Annotated in this window: 20 protein-coding genes; 15 read left to right on the forward strand and 5 right to left on the reverse strand. The window is 41.1% G+C overall.

Features of this window, described 5'->3' with window-relative positions:
- Positions 1-98: 98 nt before the first annotated feature.
- On the reverse strand, positions 99-2,078 hold the full coding sequence (locus ACP14Y_RS01765) for an OPT family oligopeptide transporter (protein ID WP_424961254.1): 1,980 nt from the start codon (positions 2,076-2,078) through the stop codon (positions 99-101).
- A 228-nt stretch (positions 2,079-2,306) separates the two neighbouring features.
- On the opposite strand from ACP14Y_RS01765, the gene ACP14Y_RS01770 reads away from it, so the two are divergent.
- Positions 2,307-2,852 carry a carboxymuconolactone decarboxylase family protein gene (locus tag ACP14Y_RS01770; protein ID WP_424961255.1) on the forward strand — a complete coding sequence of 182 codons (546 nt, stop codon included), beginning with the start codon at positions 2,307-2,309 and terminating at the stop codon, positions 2,850-2,852.
- 49 nt (positions 2,853-2,901) lie between these two features.
- Here the strand turns inward: ACP14Y_RS01770 and ACP14Y_RS01775 are convergent, their stop codons facing one another.
- Both ACP14Y_RS01775 and ACP14Y_RS01780 read right to left on the reverse strand, forming a co-directional pair.
- Positions 2,902-3,810, reverse strand: coding sequence for a DUF4097 family beta strand repeat-containing protein (locus ACP14Y_RS01775; protein WP_424961256.1), 909 nt, complete (start codon positions 3,808-3,810; stop codon positions 2,902-2,904).
- Positions 3,811-3,865: 55 nt separating this feature from the next.
- A complete protein-coding gene (locus ACP14Y_RS01780) occupies positions 3,866-5,917 on the reverse strand; it encodes a carboxy terminal-processing peptidase (protein ID WP_424961257.1) in 2,052 nt (683 codons plus the stop codon).
- A gap of 139 nt (positions 5,918-6,056) precedes the next feature.
- Here ACP14Y_RS01780 and ACP14Y_RS01785 point away from each other — a divergent pair, with 139 nt between their 5' ends.
- The 3 genes from ACP14Y_RS01785 (at position 6,057) to ACP14Y_RS01795 (ending at position 7,505) form a co-directional block, all read left to right on the forward strand.
- Positions 6,057-6,767, forward strand: coding sequence for a hypothetical protein (locus tag ACP14Y_RS01785; protein WP_424961258.1), 711 nt, complete (start codon positions 6,057-6,059; stop codon positions 6,765-6,767).
- A gap of 7 nt (positions 6,768-6,774) precedes the next feature.
- Positions 6,775-7,029, forward strand: a complete 255-nt coding sequence (locus ACP14Y_RS01790) for a hypothetical protein (protein ID WP_424961259.1) — start codon at positions 6,775-6,777, stop codon at positions 7,027-7,029.
- Between the two features lie 83 nt (positions 7,030-7,112).
- Complete coding sequence (locus ACP14Y_RS01795; protein ID WP_424961260.1) at positions 7,113-7,505, forward strand: VOC family protein; 393 nt, start codon at positions 7,113-7,115, stop codon at positions 7,503-7,505.
- A 3-nt stretch (positions 7,506-7,508) separates the two neighbouring features.
- Here ACP14Y_RS01795 and ACP14Y_RS01800 read toward each other — a convergent pair whose 3' ends face one another.
- On the reverse strand, positions 7,509-7,850 hold the full coding sequence (locus ACP14Y_RS01800) for a hypothetical protein (protein WP_424961261.1): 342 nt from the start codon (positions 7,848-7,850) through the stop codon (positions 7,509-7,511).
- The gene (locus tag ACP14Y_RS01805) at positions 7,847-8,392 is read right to left on the reverse strand and encodes an RNA polymerase sigma factor (RefSeq protein ID WP_424961262.1); all 546 of its coding nucleotides are present in this window, start codon (positions 8,390-8,392) and stop codon (positions 7,847-7,849) included. Before ACP14Y_RS01805 ends, ACP14Y_RS01800 begins: the two co-directional genes overlap by 4 nt.
- A gap of 128 nt (positions 8,393-8,520) precedes the next feature.
- On the opposite strand from ACP14Y_RS01805, the gene ACP14Y_RS01810 reads away from it, so the two are divergent.
- The 11 genes from ACP14Y_RS01810 (at position 8,521) to ACP14Y_RS01860 (ending at position 17,518) form a co-directional block, all read left to right on the forward strand.
- On the forward strand, positions 8,521-8,856 hold the full coding sequence (locus ACP14Y_RS01810; protein WP_424961263.1) for a DUF6249 domain-containing protein: 336 nt from the start codon (positions 8,521-8,523) through the stop codon (positions 8,854-8,856).
- Between the two features lie 158 nt (positions 8,857-9,014).
- A complete protein-coding gene (locus ACP14Y_RS01815) occupies positions 9,015-9,161 on the forward strand; it encodes a hypothetical protein (protein WP_424961264.1) in 147 nt (48 codons plus the stop codon).
- A gap of 77 nt (positions 9,162-9,238) precedes the next feature.
- Positions 9,239-10,303 carry a class II fructose-bisphosphate aldolase gene (fbaA, locus tag ACP14Y_RS01820; RefSeq protein ID WP_424961265.1) on the forward strand — a complete coding sequence of 355 codons (1,065 nt, stop codon included), beginning with the start codon at positions 9,239-9,241 and terminating at the stop codon, positions 10,301-10,303.
- 107 nt (positions 10,304-10,410) lie between these two features.
- On the forward strand, positions 10,411-11,298 hold the full coding sequence (locus tag ACP14Y_RS01825) for a 3-hydroxybutyryl-CoA dehydrogenase (RefSeq protein WP_424961266.1): 888 nt from the start codon (positions 10,411-10,413) through the stop codon (positions 11,296-11,298).
- 125 nt (positions 11,299-11,423) lie between these two features.
- Entirely contained in the window at positions 11,424-13,595 is a 2,172-nt protein-coding gene (locus ACP14Y_RS01830; RefSeq protein ID WP_424961267.1) for a S9 family peptidase, read from the forward strand.
- A gap of 168 nt (positions 13,596-13,763) precedes the next feature.
- The gene (locus tag ACP14Y_RS01835; RefSeq protein WP_424961268.1) at positions 13,764-14,135 is read left to right on the forward strand and encodes a VOC family protein; all 372 of its coding nucleotides are present in this window, start codon (positions 13,764-13,766) and stop codon (positions 14,133-14,135) included.
- A complete protein-coding gene (locus ACP14Y_RS01840) occupies positions 14,135-14,806 on the forward strand; it encodes a VOC family protein (protein ID WP_424961269.1) in 672 nt (223 codons plus the stop codon). Before ACP14Y_RS01835 ends, ACP14Y_RS01840 begins: the two co-directional genes overlap by 1 nt.
- A gap of 3 nt (positions 14,807-14,809) precedes the next feature.
- Positions 14,810-15,481 carry a hypothetical protein gene (locus tag ACP14Y_RS01845; protein ID WP_424961270.1) on the forward strand — a complete coding sequence of 224 codons (672 nt, stop codon included), beginning with the start codon at positions 14,810-14,812 and terminating at the stop codon, positions 15,479-15,481.
- Positions 15,482-15,666: 185 nt separating this feature from the next.
- On the forward strand, positions 15,667-16,251 hold the full coding sequence (locus ACP14Y_RS01850) for a DUF4389 domain-containing protein (protein WP_424961271.1): 585 nt from the start codon (positions 15,667-15,669) through the stop codon (positions 16,249-16,251).
- The gene (locus ACP14Y_RS01855; protein WP_424961272.1) at positions 16,248-16,736 is read left to right on the forward strand and encodes a DUF4870 domain-containing protein; all 489 of its coding nucleotides are present in this window, start codon (positions 16,248-16,250) and stop codon (positions 16,734-16,736) included. The genes ACP14Y_RS01850 and ACP14Y_RS01855 overlap by 4 nt, the downstream gene beginning before the upstream one ends.
- Positions 16,733-17,518 (forward strand): M48 family metallopeptidase, encoded by a 786-nt coding sequence (locus tag ACP14Y_RS01860; RefSeq protein ID WP_424961273.1) that lies wholly within the window; start codon positions 16,733-16,735, stop codon positions 17,516-17,518. Before ACP14Y_RS01855 ends, ACP14Y_RS01860 begins: the two co-directional genes overlap by 4 nt.
- The last annotated feature ends 20 nt before the right edge of the window (positions 17,519-17,538 follow it).

Consider the following 17,538-nt stretch of genomic DNA (forward strand, 5'->3'; position numbering starts at 1 on the left):
CCAGATTGTATAAGTAGCTGATTTACAAAAAAATACACCTGACCCTACATTTAATAGTGAAGCCAGGTGTACAGTATATTCGTTCAGTATCGAACAGTCTAATCTTCTTCTTTAGATACTTTGATTACCATTTTATATATGAAGTATATGATCAAGCCAAAGATGATTAACCCTGGCCAGCTGGAAACATCTTCAAAGATCCTCATTGCATTTGGATCACCTCCTGACTTCATTACTCCCACGGTAAGACCAGCGATAAGAATTCCCATCAATGCTTCCCCTGTGATAAGTCCTGAAGCCAGCAACAAGCCTGCATTATTGCCTCGCTCCACATTCTTATTTGACTTGGTGGCCTTGGATAGCATATAGGCAAGTACACCTCCCACAAAAATGGATGAATCAAGTTCAAACGGAAGATAAAGACCCACTGCAACAGCAAGTACTGGCATTCTAAAGTCAGACCCTTTTGATTTTAGGTATTGGTCAAATGCAATGATAGCCACAGCAATACCTGCTCCAATATAGATGATGTTCCACGGCAGTCCCCCACCGAAGATCCCTTGTGCCACACTCATCATTAATGTTGCCTGAGGTGCTGCTAATGCCTCTGGTTGCTCGGGTGTAGGTGCACCAATTCCGTTTCCAATTAGTAAAATATTCAATACGATTGGGATTGCAAGGGCTCCCGATACAACTCCCACTACCTGCATGATTTGCTGCTTGTATGGAGTCGCACCCAGGATATGTCCTGCTTTAAGATCTTGCATGTTATCACCGGCTATGGCTGCTGCACAACATACCACTGCTCCAATTAAGATGGCTCCTGCTGCACCTGCCATTTCATTTCCAGTACCCATCAAGGTAAGAAGTAGAATGGATGCAAAAAGTATCGTTGCAATGGTGACTCCTGAGATAGGGTTGTTGGAGCTACCTACGAGACCGGCCATATAGCCAGCCACAGCTGCGAATAGGAAACCTGCCACCACCATAATAAGTGTCATTGTAGTAGTCACCGTCGCATCTCCAATTGCAGATTGATAGATCAAAAATATCGGAACCACCATGACACCAATGGCAATGATCACCCAGGACATTGGAGTGTCCATTTCGGTTCTGATTTGATCCTTCATTGAAGTACCGCCTTTCTTGAAAGCTGAAATCCCTGCTTTAAATGCCGTTCCCAGTGAGCCAGCCAGACTCAAAAGCGCCCATAGACCTCCCACTACCATGGCTCCTACTCCCAAGTATCTCATCTTGGCACTCCACAGTGCTCCTCCCATATTATCCACATTCACATCACTTACACTGCTAAAGCTCCCTAATGCTACCAACTCTGCAGCTACTGCTTCAAAACCTTCAGAGCCTATATAGATCGGCATGGCAATCCACCAGGTGATAACTCCACCAAAGAATACAAGAAATGCAATATTGAGCCCTACGATATAGCCTACAGCTACCAATGCGGGAGAAAGGTTTAAGCTGAAGTATCCATAAAATTTTTGACCAATGAGTGTTGCTCTTTCAAATAAGCCACTCCATAGATTCAGTGCAGAATCTGAAAGCTTGAAAAGCCCACCAATGATTGATCCCCAAACGAGGTATTTAACTGCCTTACCTCCTTCTTCTCCTGTCTTTAGCACTTCTGCCGTTGCAACACCCTCAGGGAATTTCAGATTTTCTTCAACGATCAAAGCCTTTCTCAAAGGTATAGTGAACAATATTCCGAGAACACCTCCACACATGGCAATTGCCATTGTTTCGAAATAGTTAAACTCTTCCCAGTAGCCCATGATCACCAGGGCAGGAATAGTGAAAATCACACCTGCAGCCAATGACTCTCCAGCAGAAGCGGCTGTTTGTACAAGGTTGTTTTCCAGGATGTTTGAATTTTTAAAGACCTTTAAAAGGGCCATTGAAATAACTGCAGCAGGAATTGATGCGGAAACGGTGAGGCCAGCAAACAAGCCAAAGTATGCGTTAGCAGCTGAAAGTACTACAGATAAAATAGCTCCAAGAAATACTGCCTTGACGGTAATTTCCGGTAAGCTGGTGTTAGAATCAATATATGGCTTTTCCATATGTGCTTTTGGGTTAGGTTAAAATTTCGTCACCGGCAAAAATGTCTATTTGATAGCTATTAAACAAAAGTGGATTTTCTTCCCCTATCAACTAGTTCCAATTATTAGACACAAAGTGTAAAATCGTCAAGTGTATGACATAGGCCTTCATAGTCCCAAACTGAAAGAACCTCAATAAACAAGACTTGTTTGATTGATACAAATATTCAAAAACATAAACAATCAAAAATGAAAAATTTAGAAGCTTTAACCGTTGAACAAGCCAGTGATGAATCGAAAGAGATATTTGAGGGCTTAAAAGCTAAGTTGGGAAACGTACCTAATGTGTATGCGACCATTGGCAATTCATCGAAGGCACTCAAAGGTGTCCTGGACCTTAACAACACGCTCTCCCATGGAGAATTCAATGGAAAAGAAGTGGAAGCAATCGCTTTATCGGTGGCGCAGGAAAATGCCTGTGACTATTGCCTGGCGGCACATACCACTGTAGGTAAGATGCAAGGACTCACTGAAGATGAGACCGTAGCAATAAGGACAGGCGATATCCAGGATGAAAAACTGAAAGCATTAACAGACCTGGCTAAGCAAATGACTATTACCCGGGGAAATCCGGATCAGGAATACATTAACAACTTCTTTGGTGTAGGATACAATAAAGCTTCTTTAGCTGAGCTAATTGGTTTTATAGCAGTTAATACGATAACAAATTATACAAACCACATCGCTGAAACAGATATTGATTTTCCTATAGCACCTGAATTGGAGCATGCATAATTTTCAGATTGGTCAATAAAAGAAAAGGCTGGAATATTCCAGCCTTTTTTTATTCGTATTCCTGATCACCACTGGAGGTGGTGCCCGTTATTTTTATTCCACCTCGGTCAATCACCAATCGTTTCTCGCCGGACCGATTTCCTACATCTAAATCTCCTGACGTGGCAGTCAAATCAAAGCTCAGATCATCCAGGTCATTTGTAAAATCTATTTCAATATTTCCTGAAGTAGCATCAAAATAACAATCATCATTCACCTCAATTCCATACCCATCAATTTCGCCTGATGAGGTTCGTATTTTCAAAGCACCTACCCCCTTTCTAACATCCACATCCCCAGAGGTAGCCTGAATTTCAATTTTTCCATTAAAGCCGGAAACGGTGATATCTCCAGAGCTGGCTCTTGTTTCAATATTCCCCCTGGAATTATATATTTCCTGATCTCCGCTGGTAGATTCAATCTCCGAATCACCAGTTAACCCATCGATATCAATATCTCCACTGGAAGTCTCCACGTTTAAATTCGCCACAATACTACGCAGCGTGATATCACCACTCGTAGCTTCAATATTGGATGATGAAGCTCGAAGGTTTGCCACATTTATATCTCCGGATGAATTGTCAATATCCAATTTAACCCCATCTGTAATTGTCACATCAATCCGGGATTCAGTGATTCGATAGTTGCGCCAGCTCCTGCTTGTTTTTCTGTCCACCCGGATCACCAGTGTCTTGCCAACAATATCCGTTTCGAATCGATAATCGCCTTCATCTCCATTACCAGTAATTATACCTTTGAAGTACACCTTGTCACCTGAATTGACATACACATCCACAAATGATCCTTCGATACGGACTTCATCAACATTTTCAGCCTCCAGCTCAGCCTTAGCAAGGGTATTTTGAGCCAAACTTGAAAAACTTATCAGGAAAAGAATAGCTATAATTGATTTCTTCATGTATTTATAATAATTAGGTTCTGATATAATGATGAAGAAATTCTGAAATGGTTGCCTAGCCAATCTTATATTTCTTCATTGCAGCTAAAAGTCTAAGGCCTTCCTTTAGGTATGGGTCTTTCTTCAGCTTCTCATCAATCTCATCCTTCTCGGCAATGTCCGTATTGTCAACCGCGGTTGCCAAATCATCTTCGTCATTGGAGTTTGCCCTTCGGGTTTCCAGATTTAATGAAACTGACTTTCTATCTCTACTCTCCTTAGCCTTTTCAATATCTCTCACCAGTTTTTGAAGGTCCGGATCTGTGTTTAAGTCTTCTCTGTATAGCGCATTAAGGTAGTCCAGCAATTCCTCCGAGATCGTATTGGTCGGTTTAAATTTCGCACTGGTAATTTCATCCCATGGAAGTGCATTTTCACGACTGGCCTCTCCAAAATCTTCCTGAGAATAAATGGATGGGAATTGTACATCTGGTGCTATGCCTACACGCTGGTTGCTGCTCCCGGTAACCCGGTAGAATTTAGCAAGCGTCATTTTGAGCTGACCCAGATTCAACTCCGGATTTCTGATGTAGCGGCTCAAATCGATGATGTTTTGAACTGTGCCTTTACCGAATGTGCTTTCACCAATGATAACACCTCGGCGATAATCCTGAATCGCTCCAGAGAAAATCTCAGAAGCTGATGCACTGCCTCGATTTACCAATACAGCCAGCGGTCCGTCATAGAACACCTCACCTCCGTCCTCATCGTCCATTTTATCTACTGACTGATCGTAATTACGCACCTGAACAACAGGTCCGTCTGGGATAAAGAGCCCGCTCATTTCAATAGCTTCCTGCAAAGAACCTCCCCCATTGAAACGGAGGTCGATGAGTAGACCGTCCATTCCCTGGGCTTTCAGTTCCGTGATCAAATTCTTCACATCTCTGGTTGTACTTCTGTAATCTTCCTTACCAGCTCTCAATTCATCAAAGTTGAGATAGAAGCTTGGCACAGTAATCACACCCAGGTTGTAAGTGGTATTCCCTTCTGTAATTGGGATCATTTCAGACTTAGCTGCCTGCTGCTCCAGGTTGATTTTTTCTCTGACCAGTCTCAGCGTGTCAGGCAATGCATTAATGCCATCACTGGCTTTCAGGATTTGGAGTCTTACTACTGTGCCCTTTTCACCCCGAATTTTAGCTACAACGTCATCCAGCCTCCATCCGATCACATCTAAAAACTCTCCATCGTCACCCTGTGCTACACCGATAATTTTATCGTCTTTGTGAAGCTGCTTGCTCTTATAGGCCGGTCCTCCCGGAATAATTTCAGCCACCTGAGTGTAGTCAAGGTTCTGCATCAGGCGTGCTCCAATTCCCTCTAGCGAAAGACTCATATCAATCTGGAAATTTTCGGCATCCGGTGGAGAAAAGTAATCGGTGTGAGGATCGTATGCATTGGTGTATGCATTCATATAACTCTGAAATACATCCTCACTATTATATTGATAAATAGCCTTTTGAATGCGTTGATATCTTTTTGTCAGACTTTCAGAAATGTCTTCCCACTCTCTGCCTGCCAGTTTATAGCTGAGTGCCTGATTCTTAATGATCTTTCTCCAGATTTCGTTTCTATCTCCTTGATTTTGTGGCCAGCTTGCATCCTCTCGGTCAAAAACATAGTACTCTTCTTTAGAGAAATCAAACTCCGTTTCCAAAAGCTTGAAAACATAATCAATTTGGCTAAGTGAGCGCTTGCGGTATAAATCGAATACATCATAGGCAAACTGCAGGTCACCTTCTGGAATCTGGTCATCTAGTTTGAAGCGGTAAGATTCAAATCCTTCAATATCAGAAGCATAAAAGGTGGCCTTATTAGGATCAAGCGATTCCAGATAATTGTCAAAAATGACAGATGAAATGGAATCATTCAGTGGAAGCTTCCGATAATGGATGCGTTTTAAAAGATTGGTAATTACATACGCCTCACTCGGGTGCTCTTCTTTTGGCTCCAGTGTCTTTAGCGTATCTCCTTCAATAAAGAAATGAATATCTTCACTGTATTCGGTTGAAATTCCGAATGAAGTGAGAAGTGCAAACCCAACTATCAACAACAACTTATACATGTACATAAATTTTTAGACGTATTCTTTCAACGCAATATTGAAAAGATTGATTTTAAAAATAGCAGTTTTTTTGTGAGCGGTTCAAAGAGTGCGCCAAAACCAGTATTTTTAATAAAAATTAACCTAATCACCGCCGCACATGAAAGACATCTTTAAGTATGGAGTTCCGTGGTTACTGTTCACGGTTCTTATTATTCTAATTCAGAAAATATTTAGTGATAATGTCAGTAACCTACTTTTGGTAATACTTTTAGGACTTGTTGTTATCTATTACTTCTTACTGGACAATCCTCACACTTTCTGGAGTAAACAAACAGTAGTTGCCTTTGCCCTGTGGTTGATCACCATTCACCTCAGAAACGAGTATTATGAAACTATTGGAAGCTGGTTGCCTGCTTTAATGGCAGCAGTACTGGCCTTTATTTACTTCCAAAGATTTCAATCAAGAGAAGATCAGCACTGGGTGGACTACCTAAAACTGGTTGGCGTAATTGCCTTACTCCCTGCCACCTATTTTGAATCGCCATTGACTGCATTAATCGCCACGCTATTGGCATTTATATATTTACTGGACCGACTAATCATTCGAAGACAAATGAACAAGACCACACAAATCATCACATTCTGCTTCTTGGGGCTGATCAGTATCTCATTTCTAATTTATTCCTTCATTAAAGCAGACGAAGCAGAGAAAGCACGCATGGAAGCTGAAATGCAAAGACAGGAGGTAGAAAAACTAAGAGAACAAGCCATGGAGTTGCAGGCAATAGCAGAAGCTTCTGCAGCAGAAGCACGAGAGCAAGCCGCACTCGCTGCACAGGCACTTGCTGAATGTGAAGGGTCAAAATAGCTGAACTATGAAAAAGAACATCCTAACCATTATTCTGGCATTTACCACCCTTTTCTTTTTTGCCTATGCGTTCATCAAAGCGGATGAAGCTGAGAAGGCGGCCATTGAAGCGCAAATGCAAATAGAAATAGCTAAAAATGCTCAGGCGGAAGCTGAGAGGCAAGCTCAGCACGCACTTGACAATGCAGCTGAAGCAAAAAGGCAGCAATCATTAGCTGAAGATGCCATGGCTAACTATATGGACTGCCAAGACGGCAAATAGTCCCTCACCCATTCGGGTGATTTTTATTTTTCATTTTTTCCAGGGTGTTTTTCTCTCTTTATTTGAGTCAAAACATCAAGCATATGAAAAAGCGAGTAACCGGAATTGGAGGTATTTTCTTTAAGACCAACGATCCTGAGAAAATGAAAAAATGGTACAATGATCACCTGGGGATCGAGTCGGATCAATATGGGGGTCTATTCAAGTGGCGGGATCATAATGATAAGGAAAAAGAATGTACCACCGCCTGGAGTCCATTCAGTGCTGACACGAAATATTTCAGCCCCAGTGAAAAAGAGTACATGTTCAACTATCGGGTGGAAAACCTGGTGGAACTACTAGAGACACTAAAGAATGAGGGGGTTCAGGTAGTGGGAGAAATAGAGGAGTATGAATATGGGAAGTTTGGCTGGATCATGGATCCAGAGGGTAGAAAAATTGAGCTTTGGGAGCCCATTGATAAGCCATTTCTATAATCTTTAGATGTGAAGCATTCGATCCTTGACGAGCTTCTTATCCAGATATTGAATGGCAAAAATGATTACTCCGGCAAGAATGCCTAGTGGAATAATCTGTTCCAGCGTATTAGTCACTCCACCAAAGCTTTCCAATACTGTTGGCATAAAATAGGCTATGGTGGCATATCCGAAACCAAAAATAACCAGTGTACCCAGGGCCATCCATAAATAAAGTCTTCTTTGGCTGGCCTTTTCTTTTCTTTTGATAACCTGCAGTACCCGATCCTTGAAATCCTTTCTTAATTGAAACGATGGCTCTGTCTTCAGCGCCTCATCAATCAAATCTTCTATTTGTTTATTCATAGCAATGCTACCTCCTTCCTTGCTTGTTCTTCTACTATTTTCTTAAGTTTCTGTCTGGCTCGATGAATATAATTTTTCACCGTTCCTTCCGGCATTCCTGTCACTTCCACTATCTCCGGATAGCTAAATCCATCCAGGTAAAAGAGTGTCAGTACCGATTTGTAATTAACCGGTAATTGATCCACTAATTTTAGAATGAATCGTTTCATGTCCTGCTCTTCAGTTGCCTCAGAAACGGCTCCAATTTTAAACTCTACTTCATCCAAACCCACCTGATCCATTTTCTTCTTCTTAGCAAAATTAACTGCCATGCGGTAGGCAATGGTAGCTATCCAGGTAGATAGTTTAGAGTCAAAATGAAAAGTGCTCAGTTTATCAATCACTTTTACAAAAACATCCTGACACAACTCCTCCCGATCCATATCATCAGAAACAACCCTGGCTACCATATGAATTACAAGTCGCTCATATTTACCAATAAGCAACCGTATAGCGGAATCGCTTCCACTCAATACCTGACGTACCAGTTCTTTTTCTTGCATGGATACCTAATATGTCAGTAGTTATAACAAGAATGTTGCACTCAGAAAAATATTTTAGAAAGTGCAACATTTCTTTAATGCTCCCCTGTCCAACGGGAAAAGATGTTCAAACTATAAATTACAGAATTATGGACGATTTAATACCAATTATTGCAATCATCTCCGTTTTCGGATCGGTGATTCTCTTCGTAACAACACTCACGAACTATTCACTAAAAAAGAAACTCATTGACAAGGACATGGTAAACTCAGAGACAGCCAACCTATTTACTAAAAAGGACAATAGACACAGCGCATTGAAATGGGGAATTATTGTCTTGTTTGGAGGACTTGGGCTCATTGTGATTGACTCCATGGGACTTGATGGCGATGAAGCAATGCCTTATGGAATCGAGGCAGTGAGTATTGCCATTGGCTTCCTTATATATTATGCAATGATGAAGAAAGAAATAAACGAAAAATAATTTTAGGACTAAAGGCGCAACTCAAAAGGTCAATAAACTCAATTTCAAGGTGTTGCGCCATTTTTTTGTTCATCTACAAATATCAACCATTCGTCTACAAACCGTCATTTTTTACAACCGCTTTAAACCTTTAGGTTCGATGCTGTGTCCAAAAGGTCATGAAGTGGAAAATCCTAATCAAACTGCTTTACCTGATCATCCTATTCGCTGTAGCTGCTTACAAGTGGGACACGGAATCTCAGCTTATTGATTCCGATCCACAAATAGATACAAAAACTATTCAGCAAGCTTACCACGAAGCTTGATCGATCATTTTCATTCCATGAGGTAGAAGTTATATTTGCGGAACAAATTCTGTTTATAACTCTCAAATCCTTATACAATGAAATTCAGACCTGGTGTTCTTACCGGACAGGAGGTGACAGACCTTCTTAATTATGCCAATGAAAATGACTTTGCGCTACCCGCTGTAAATGTTACCAGTTCCAGTACAGTGAATGCTGTATTAGAAGCTGCAAGAGATATCAATTCTCCTGTAATGATTCAGTTTTCTAATGGTGGTGCCGCTTTTATGGCTGGAAAAGGCCTTTCAAATGATGGTCAGGCTGCTGCAATAGCCGGTGGTGTTGCTGGTGCTCACCATGTGCACCAAATGGCTGAGGCATATGGAGTTACGGTTATCCTACACACGGATCATGCAGCCCGAAAGCTACTTCCATGGATTGATGGACTACTGGATGCTGGAGAAAAGCATTTCGAGCAAACCGGTAAGCCACTTTATTCTTCTCATATGCTTGATCTTTCGGAAGAACCGATCGAAGATAATATTGGAACTTGCGTTGAATACTTCAAACGCATGAATAAAATGGGTATGACATTGGAGATTGAACTAGGAGTAACCGGAGGTGAAGAAGATGGAGTCGATAATACGGACGTTGATAATTCGATGCTTTACACTCAGCCGGAAGAGGTTGCTTACGCTTACGAGAAATTGAAAGAAGTGAGTGACAACTTTACTATAGCCGCTGCTTTCGGAAATGTGCACGGGGTATACAAACCAGGAAACGTAAAGCTCACCCCTATTATCCTTAAGAACTCTCAGGATCACATTCAGGAAAAACACAATACAGGTCACAACCCGGTCAACTTTGTTTTCCATGGCGGATCAGGTTCTTCTCGGGAAGAAATCAGAGAGGCAATTTCTTACGGTGCAATTAAAATGAACATCGATACTGATCTGCAGTGGGCATACTGGGATGGCGTACGAGGATACTACCAGGCAAACGAAGGCTATCTGCAAGGCCAAATTGGAAATCCCGAAGGAGAAGACAAGCCAAATAAGAAAAAGTATGATCCTCGTGTATGGATCAGAGAAGCTGAAAAGTCTTTCGTGGAACGACTAAAACTGGCTTTCGAAGATTTGAATTGCGTAGGTAAGAATAACTAACATCAATAGCCCTGAACCAAGTTCAGGGTCTTTTTTTGTTAAATCTTAAGATCTTAAAACAAGATTATTTCTCCTCCTGTTTTACAAACTGAACCAAAAGAATCAAAATGAAAAATATATCAGTAATCGGAAGTGGCACCATGGGGAATGGTATCGCTCATGTGTTTGCTCAAAATGGATACAATGTTGCATTAATTGACATCAACGAGGCTGCACTGGAAAAAGCAATAGCCACGATCACAAAAAACCTGGACCGTATGGTTCAGAAAGAAAAAATCTCTGAATCAGATAAAGAATCAGCACTTAAAAACATCAGCACATTCACTTCTACTGAGGAGGGAGTGAAAAACGCGGATCTGGTTGTAGAGGCAGCAACCGAAAACTTTGACATCAAAAAGAAAATTTTTGAGGCAATGGATGCCAATTCTCCGGATAGTGCGATTCTGGCAACCAATACTTCTTCTATCTCTATTACTAAGATCGCTGCTGCTACCAAGCGACCAGATAAAGTGATCGGTATGCACTTCATGAACCCCGTTCCAGTCATGAAACTGATCGAAGTGATCCGAGGATATGCTACATCCGACGAGACGACTAATACGATCATGGAAATGAGCAAGAACCTGAAGAAGGTCCCGGTAGAGGTGAACGATTATCCCGGTTTCGTGGCAAATCGTATCCTCATGCCTATGATCAATGAAGCGATCATCACCCTTCATGAGGGAGTTGCCGGAGTAGAAGAAATTGATACCGTTATGAAACTGGGTATGGCCCACCCTATGGGACCTTTGCAGCTTGCCGATTTTATTGGGTTGGACGTATGCCTTTCAATTATGAACGTACTTTATGAAGGATTTGGTAATCCAAAATATGCTCCATGTCCACTGCTCGTTAATATGGTAACAGCTGGATATCTGGGTGCCAAGACTGGCGAAGGATTCTACAAGTACACCCCAGGATCAAAGGACCTGGTGGTGAGCGAAATGTTTAAGTAATGAATTAACAAGCCGAATAATGAAGGCAGGCAGGAGCCTGTCTTTTTTATTTGCCAATCATAAAAATCAATTAGGAAATTTTAGAGGCATTAGGGAACTTGTCACCTAAATAAAACCTCACTCAAATGAAAAACCTCCGATCACTTGCAATGCTAATGGCAGGATTAATTCTGCTGGCTGCATGTACCAATCAAAAAACTGAAGAAAAACCTATGAGACCTGATGCACCCGTTGCAGCGAAGGCTGATACCATTTTAAAAGAGCATGGACAAACCAGGGTAGACCCCTACTTCTGGATGCGACTGACCGACGAACAAAAGCGGGCGGAAAATCCGGATGAGCATACGACTCAAGTGCTTAACTATCTTAATGCTGAAAACGACTACACTAAAAAAGTGATGTCGCACACAGAAGACCTTCAGCAAAAGCTCTATGATGAGATCGTAGGTAGAATAAAACAAACCGACGAATCTGTACCATACTTATCAAATGGATACTGGTACTACACAAGATATGAAGAAGGTGGTGAGTACCCGATCTATTGCCGAAAGAATGGAAGCCTGGAAGCGGAAGAAGAAATTCTTTTGAATGTAAATGAAATGGCAGAAGGCTATGGCTACTATGCAGCAGGCGGATTGAATGTAAGTCCGGATAACAAAATCCTTGCTTTTGCAGAGGACACTCTGAGTAGACGTATCTACACCATCCGATTCAAAAACCTGGAAACAGGAGAATTTCTTGATGATCGTATCGAAAACACCACTGGTGGTGGTGCTTGGGCCAACGACAACAAAACCCTTTTCTATACAGCAAAAAACAAAGTGTCTCTCCTATCAGAAAAGGTCTATAGACACGAACTGGGAACACAACCTGAAATGGATGTGATGGTGTATCATGAAAAAGATCCATCCTTTTACATTGGTGTGTACAAATCAAAATCTGATGATTTTGTAATTATCTGGAACAGTAGCACGCTGGTAAGCGATTACCATGTGCTTGATGCAAATAATCCTCGAGGAGATTTTAAGCAGTTCATTCCGAGAGATGAAAACGCCCATGAGTACAGCATTTCACATTTCAAAGACAAGTGGTACATCGTGACCAATCGTGATGCAACCAACTTCAAGTTAATGGAAACACCAATAGCTAACACGGATGAATCCAGTTGGAAAGAGGTCATTCCTCATCGCGATAATGTACTCTTGGAAGGAGTTGAATTATTCAATGAGTACATGGTTGTAGATGAGCGTGAAAATGGGCTGACAAACCTGCGAATAATCAATCAGAATTCAGGTGATGAACATTACCTTGATTTTGGTGAGCCGGCCTATAATGCATATATATCTACCAATGCCGAGTTTGATACCAACATCCTGCGGTTTGGCTATACTTCAATGACCACACCAAACTCGACCTACGATTACAACATGGAGACCAAGGAAAAAACGCTGATGAAGCGTCAGGAAGTTGTAGGTGGACACAATCCTGAAGATTATGTGACCGAACGGATTTGGGCTACCGTTAGAGATGGAGAGAAAGTGCCAATCTCTATTGTTTATAAGAAAGGATTTGAGAAAGACGGCAATGGTCCACTTCTACAATATGGATACGGTTCTTATGGAGCCACCATCGATGCGAGCTTTAGTTCTGTAAGGTTAAGCTTGCTTGATCGTGGGTTTGCTTTCGCTATTGCACATATCCGTGGAGGGCAAATGATGGGCCGACAGTGGTATGAAGATGGGAAGATGTTTAAGAAAATGAACACCTTCAACGACTTCATCGACTGTTCCAAATACCTCATTGAGGAGAACTATACCTCCACTGAACATCTCTATGCTCAAGGCGGAAGTGCCGGAGGATTGCTAATGGGCGCTGTTGTGAACCTGGCTCCCGAACTTTATAATGGTATACTGGCAGCAGTGCCTTTCGTAGATGTGGTGTCAACGATGTGGGATGAGACCATTCCATTGACTACCAATGAGTTTGATGAATGGGGCAATCCAAAAGAACTGGAATCATATGAATACATGATGTCATATTCTCCTTACGACAATGTTACCGCTCAGGATTATCCAAACATGCTAGTAACCACAGGTCTTTTTGATTCTCAGGTCCAATATTGGGAGCCGGCTAAGTGGGTAGCAAAATTGAGAGAGATGAAAACCGATGACAACACCCTGATATTAGATACCGATATGGAAGCCGGACATGGTGGTGCATCAGGAAGATTTAAACGCTACAAGACAACTGCCCTTCAATACGCTTTTTTACTAGATCAGGAAGGAATTCAAGAATAATTTAGTGATGTTGTTAATTTTTCTTATCAATTGATAACCCTAATGGGAGCTTTTACGTGTAACGTACCATCTATCACCACTCTCATAATACGATTAGGTTAAACTATTTTAAGAGCTGATAGATGTAGCCCCGAAGTAATTCGGGGCTTTTTTTATTAAATTGAATTCATGACAAAATTCACTGGAACAAGACATGTTTTAGCAGTACAAGACCTAAAAAAATCGGTTGCCTTTTATATAGATCAATTAGATTTTAAATCTGTTTGGACGGATGAGAATTGGGCTTTTATTCAAAGAGATGAGTTTTTTCTAATGCTAGGAGAATGTCGTGAAGATGTGTCAGCTTATGAAACTAATAATCACTCGTATTTTGCTTATGTAGAAACAACCTTGATTGATTCTTTTTTTAGTGAGTGCAAAATCAACGATGTTGAAATAACCAGCCCGCTCACTAATCAACCGTGGGGGCAAAGAGAGTTTGGTATTCGAACCATAGATGGTCATAGAATCATGTTTGGAGAAACAATGAATGATTCTTAATGATGAAAATAATAAACCTTACTCTCGGCACAACCAGATTAGATAAAATCAGTCATTTTTATTCGCAGACTCTGGGTGTTCCAATAGTAAAGAGTAATGGTAATCAGGTTTGTTTAGTTGTGGGTGATACCCAGCTCACCTTCCAAGAATCCCCTAATACAGCCTATTATCACTTCGCAATTAACATCCCCTCCTATCAAATCAAAGAGGCACTATCCTGGATAAAAGCCAGAACAAACATACTCCCCTTCCACGGAAATGAAATTGTTGACTTTAAGAACTGGAATGCTGAAGCCCTCTACTTTTATGACCCTGCTGGAAATATTGTAGAGTTCATCGCCCGAAAGAATCTGAAAATACCATCCACTCAGGATTTTAATTCATCATCTTTTCAGCATATTAGCGAGGTTGGACTACCTGTTTCCGATGTAAAAGCAGCTCTTGATCTCTTGAATAAGCAATGTAATTTGAGAAAATTCAGTGGCGACTTTGAGAAGTTTTGTGCTATTGGAGGGGAAACCGGTTTGTTTATTACGATCGATTACAACCAGAAAGATTGGATTCCTAATGGAGACAAGGCTTATCCATTCCCTTTTACATGCGTAGTAGAAAATGATGGAAAGAGATTCGGTGTTATTTACGAGGATGAGCAAATAATTATAACTCAATAGCCCATGGTAGAAGCAGGTTTTTATTTACTAACAGTGCTCATGATATTTTCTCCATTGCTGATCCTTCAGAAAAGTGATGATCCACCCAAGAGAAAAAGAGCCTATTCCTTTATCATCGTCGGTTGGCTGATTTACATCTCCGCTCTTTCGAACAGCCGGTGGCTTGAGGATTTTGGTTTCCCCCCGAGAATACCTTTGCTAATCGTGATTCCTGCGCTTGTGAGTATTATTTCTTACACATCAAGAAATTGGATACTAGAGGCCATATCCAAACTAAAAGATCATCAAGTCATTTACATTCAATCTTTTCGTATAGCCGTAGAGCTTTTGATCTATGGTGCCTTCCTTAACGGAGTGTTCCCAAAACGAGTCACCTTTGAGGGGCTTAATTATGACATTTTAGTGGGTATTTCAGCACTAATTGTGGGAGCTCTTGTTCAGAAAGGCATCATCCGGACCAGGGGCATTTTGATTTGGAATATTATTTCACTTGGGATTTTAAGTATTACGGTATTCAGCTTTATATCCACTTATTATTTCATGGATACCATGAGTGGAAATTTTGGATTTGTAAGGCTGCCTTATCTATTTCTGGCATCCGTTTTGCTGCCTTTTGCAGTGTTCTATCATGTGATATCCATTCGCCAACAGCTTATGAAATCACATCTCTCATAATACGATTAGGTTAAGCATTTAAGAGAAGGATAGAACAAGCCCTGAAGAGATTCAGGGCTTTTTTTGTTTAATTTTTCTCAAAGCGTGAATGGAACACTTAACTAAATTTCACACCTCTCAGGCATTCTCTGTTTTCTAATTCCATTTAGGTGGTTAAATTGCTTCTAAACCTAACCTTTAAATAAATGAAATTAGACATTAAGTATCAGGAGCGATACTCTCGAGGAGAGCTGCTCTTGAGAACCCTTTTTGGAGCGATTTACATTGCATTGCCGCACCTTTTTCTATTGATTTTCGTCTCATTGTGGGGTGCTGTTCTATCATTCATCTCATGGTGGATCGTGCTGTTTACAGGAAAATACCCTCAAAGCTTTTTTGAATTTCAAGAAGGCTTGTACCGCTGGAATCTTAGATTAAATGCCCGATTGTATAACTTATGTGACGGCTATCCTCCTTTTGGAATCAATGCAAAGGATGATTACATCACGTTGGAGATTCCATACCCGGAAAGATTAAGTCGAGGCGTTTTGCTTCTTAGGACTTTCTTTGGTTTCATTTATGTGATCCTACCACATATGTTTCTTTTATTCTTCCGGTCAATCGCCTCTATGGTGCTTCAATTTCTGGCCTGGTGGGTCGTGCTATTCACAGCAAACTATCCACAAAGCTGGCATGAATTTAATGTTGGCACACTGCGATGGGCTACCAGAGTAAACGTTTATATGTCTTTTATGACAGATGATTACCCTCCATTTTCAGGAAAACCATGAGTAACGAAGCGTATCACGAAATACCACAGCCAGACGAATTAAGCGAGAGAGAACGAGATGATGCCATGGGGTCCTACCTCATGATGTTTGCATCGGTGGCTATTGGCCTTCCTTTGCCTATCATCAATCTCATTGCTGCAATCGTATATTATTTTACAAACAGGTCGAAAGGCCTGTTTGTACATTTTCATTCTTTGCAATCCCTTATTAGTCAGCTTCCCACCACTATCATCAATGCCATTGGTGTTTTCTGGGGAATCCGAATCTATTTCTTTGATTGGGAACTAACAGACACTTTCAAAGGATATCTAATCATGGCGATCATCTTTAACCTGGCCTATTTTGTATTTAGCATTGTAGGTGCGGTAAAAGCCAAAAAAGGAAGGATGTACTACTTCCTGTTCTTTGGAAGGCTTTCGTATGAGATGGTCTTCAAAAAGAAGAATGTAGATGAAAGTAAAATTCAAAATTTACCTCCTCAATGAAAGTCTGGCGTGAGCTGCTGATCCTTGTTTTGATTTTTGGTCTAATCTGGCTGGCATTTACATGGCGGCCTTTAAGTCTTCCTGATTCTGATTTCCGCCTTAGCAAAGAACGTGAGAAAGATTTGGCTGAGCTCATCATGGACGACCTGGAAGATGAGTTTGAATTTTATCCGGACAGCACGGTAGAGAATATACTTTCTCCCATTACCAAAAGGTTATTGGACTCGTTGCAGCCCCAAAAATATGAATACAAATTTCACCTCATTGACAACAACAGTGAAGTCAATGCTTTTGCAACCATAGACGGTCATATCTATGTGTTTTCAGGCCTACTAACCTTTGCTGACAACCCCGAGCAGGTAGCGGGTATCATAGCTCATGAAATTGGTCACCATGAAAATGGAGACCTGATCGATAGACTTATGAAAGAGCTCGGATTGAGTGTACTAGTGGCTGTACTTAGCGGAGGAGATGCCGTGATGATCTCTGAAATCTCCAAGATATTGATTTCTACTGGCTTTGATAGAAAGCAGGAAAGAGAAGCAGATGAATTTGCCTATGACCTGATGACGAAAGTACAGATTAACCCCTCACGCCTTGCTCACTTCTTCACAAAGCTTAAAGCAGAAGAAAAAACCTATCCGGATGACCTGGAAATCATTGCAACTCACCCTAACTCTAAAAACCGAATACAAGGAGCTCTCTCTTATACACTGCCAGAAGGATTTGAAGAAAAGCCTTTTGATATAGAGTGGGCAAATATTCTGGAAAAAGAGCTTTAAGTATATTGAGAAATACAACT

The organism is Ekhidna sp. (assembly GCF_965247405.1).
In the GTDB taxonomy this organism is placed as follows: Bacteria; Bacteroidota; Bacteroidia; order Cytophagales; family Cyclobacteriaceae; genus Ekhidna.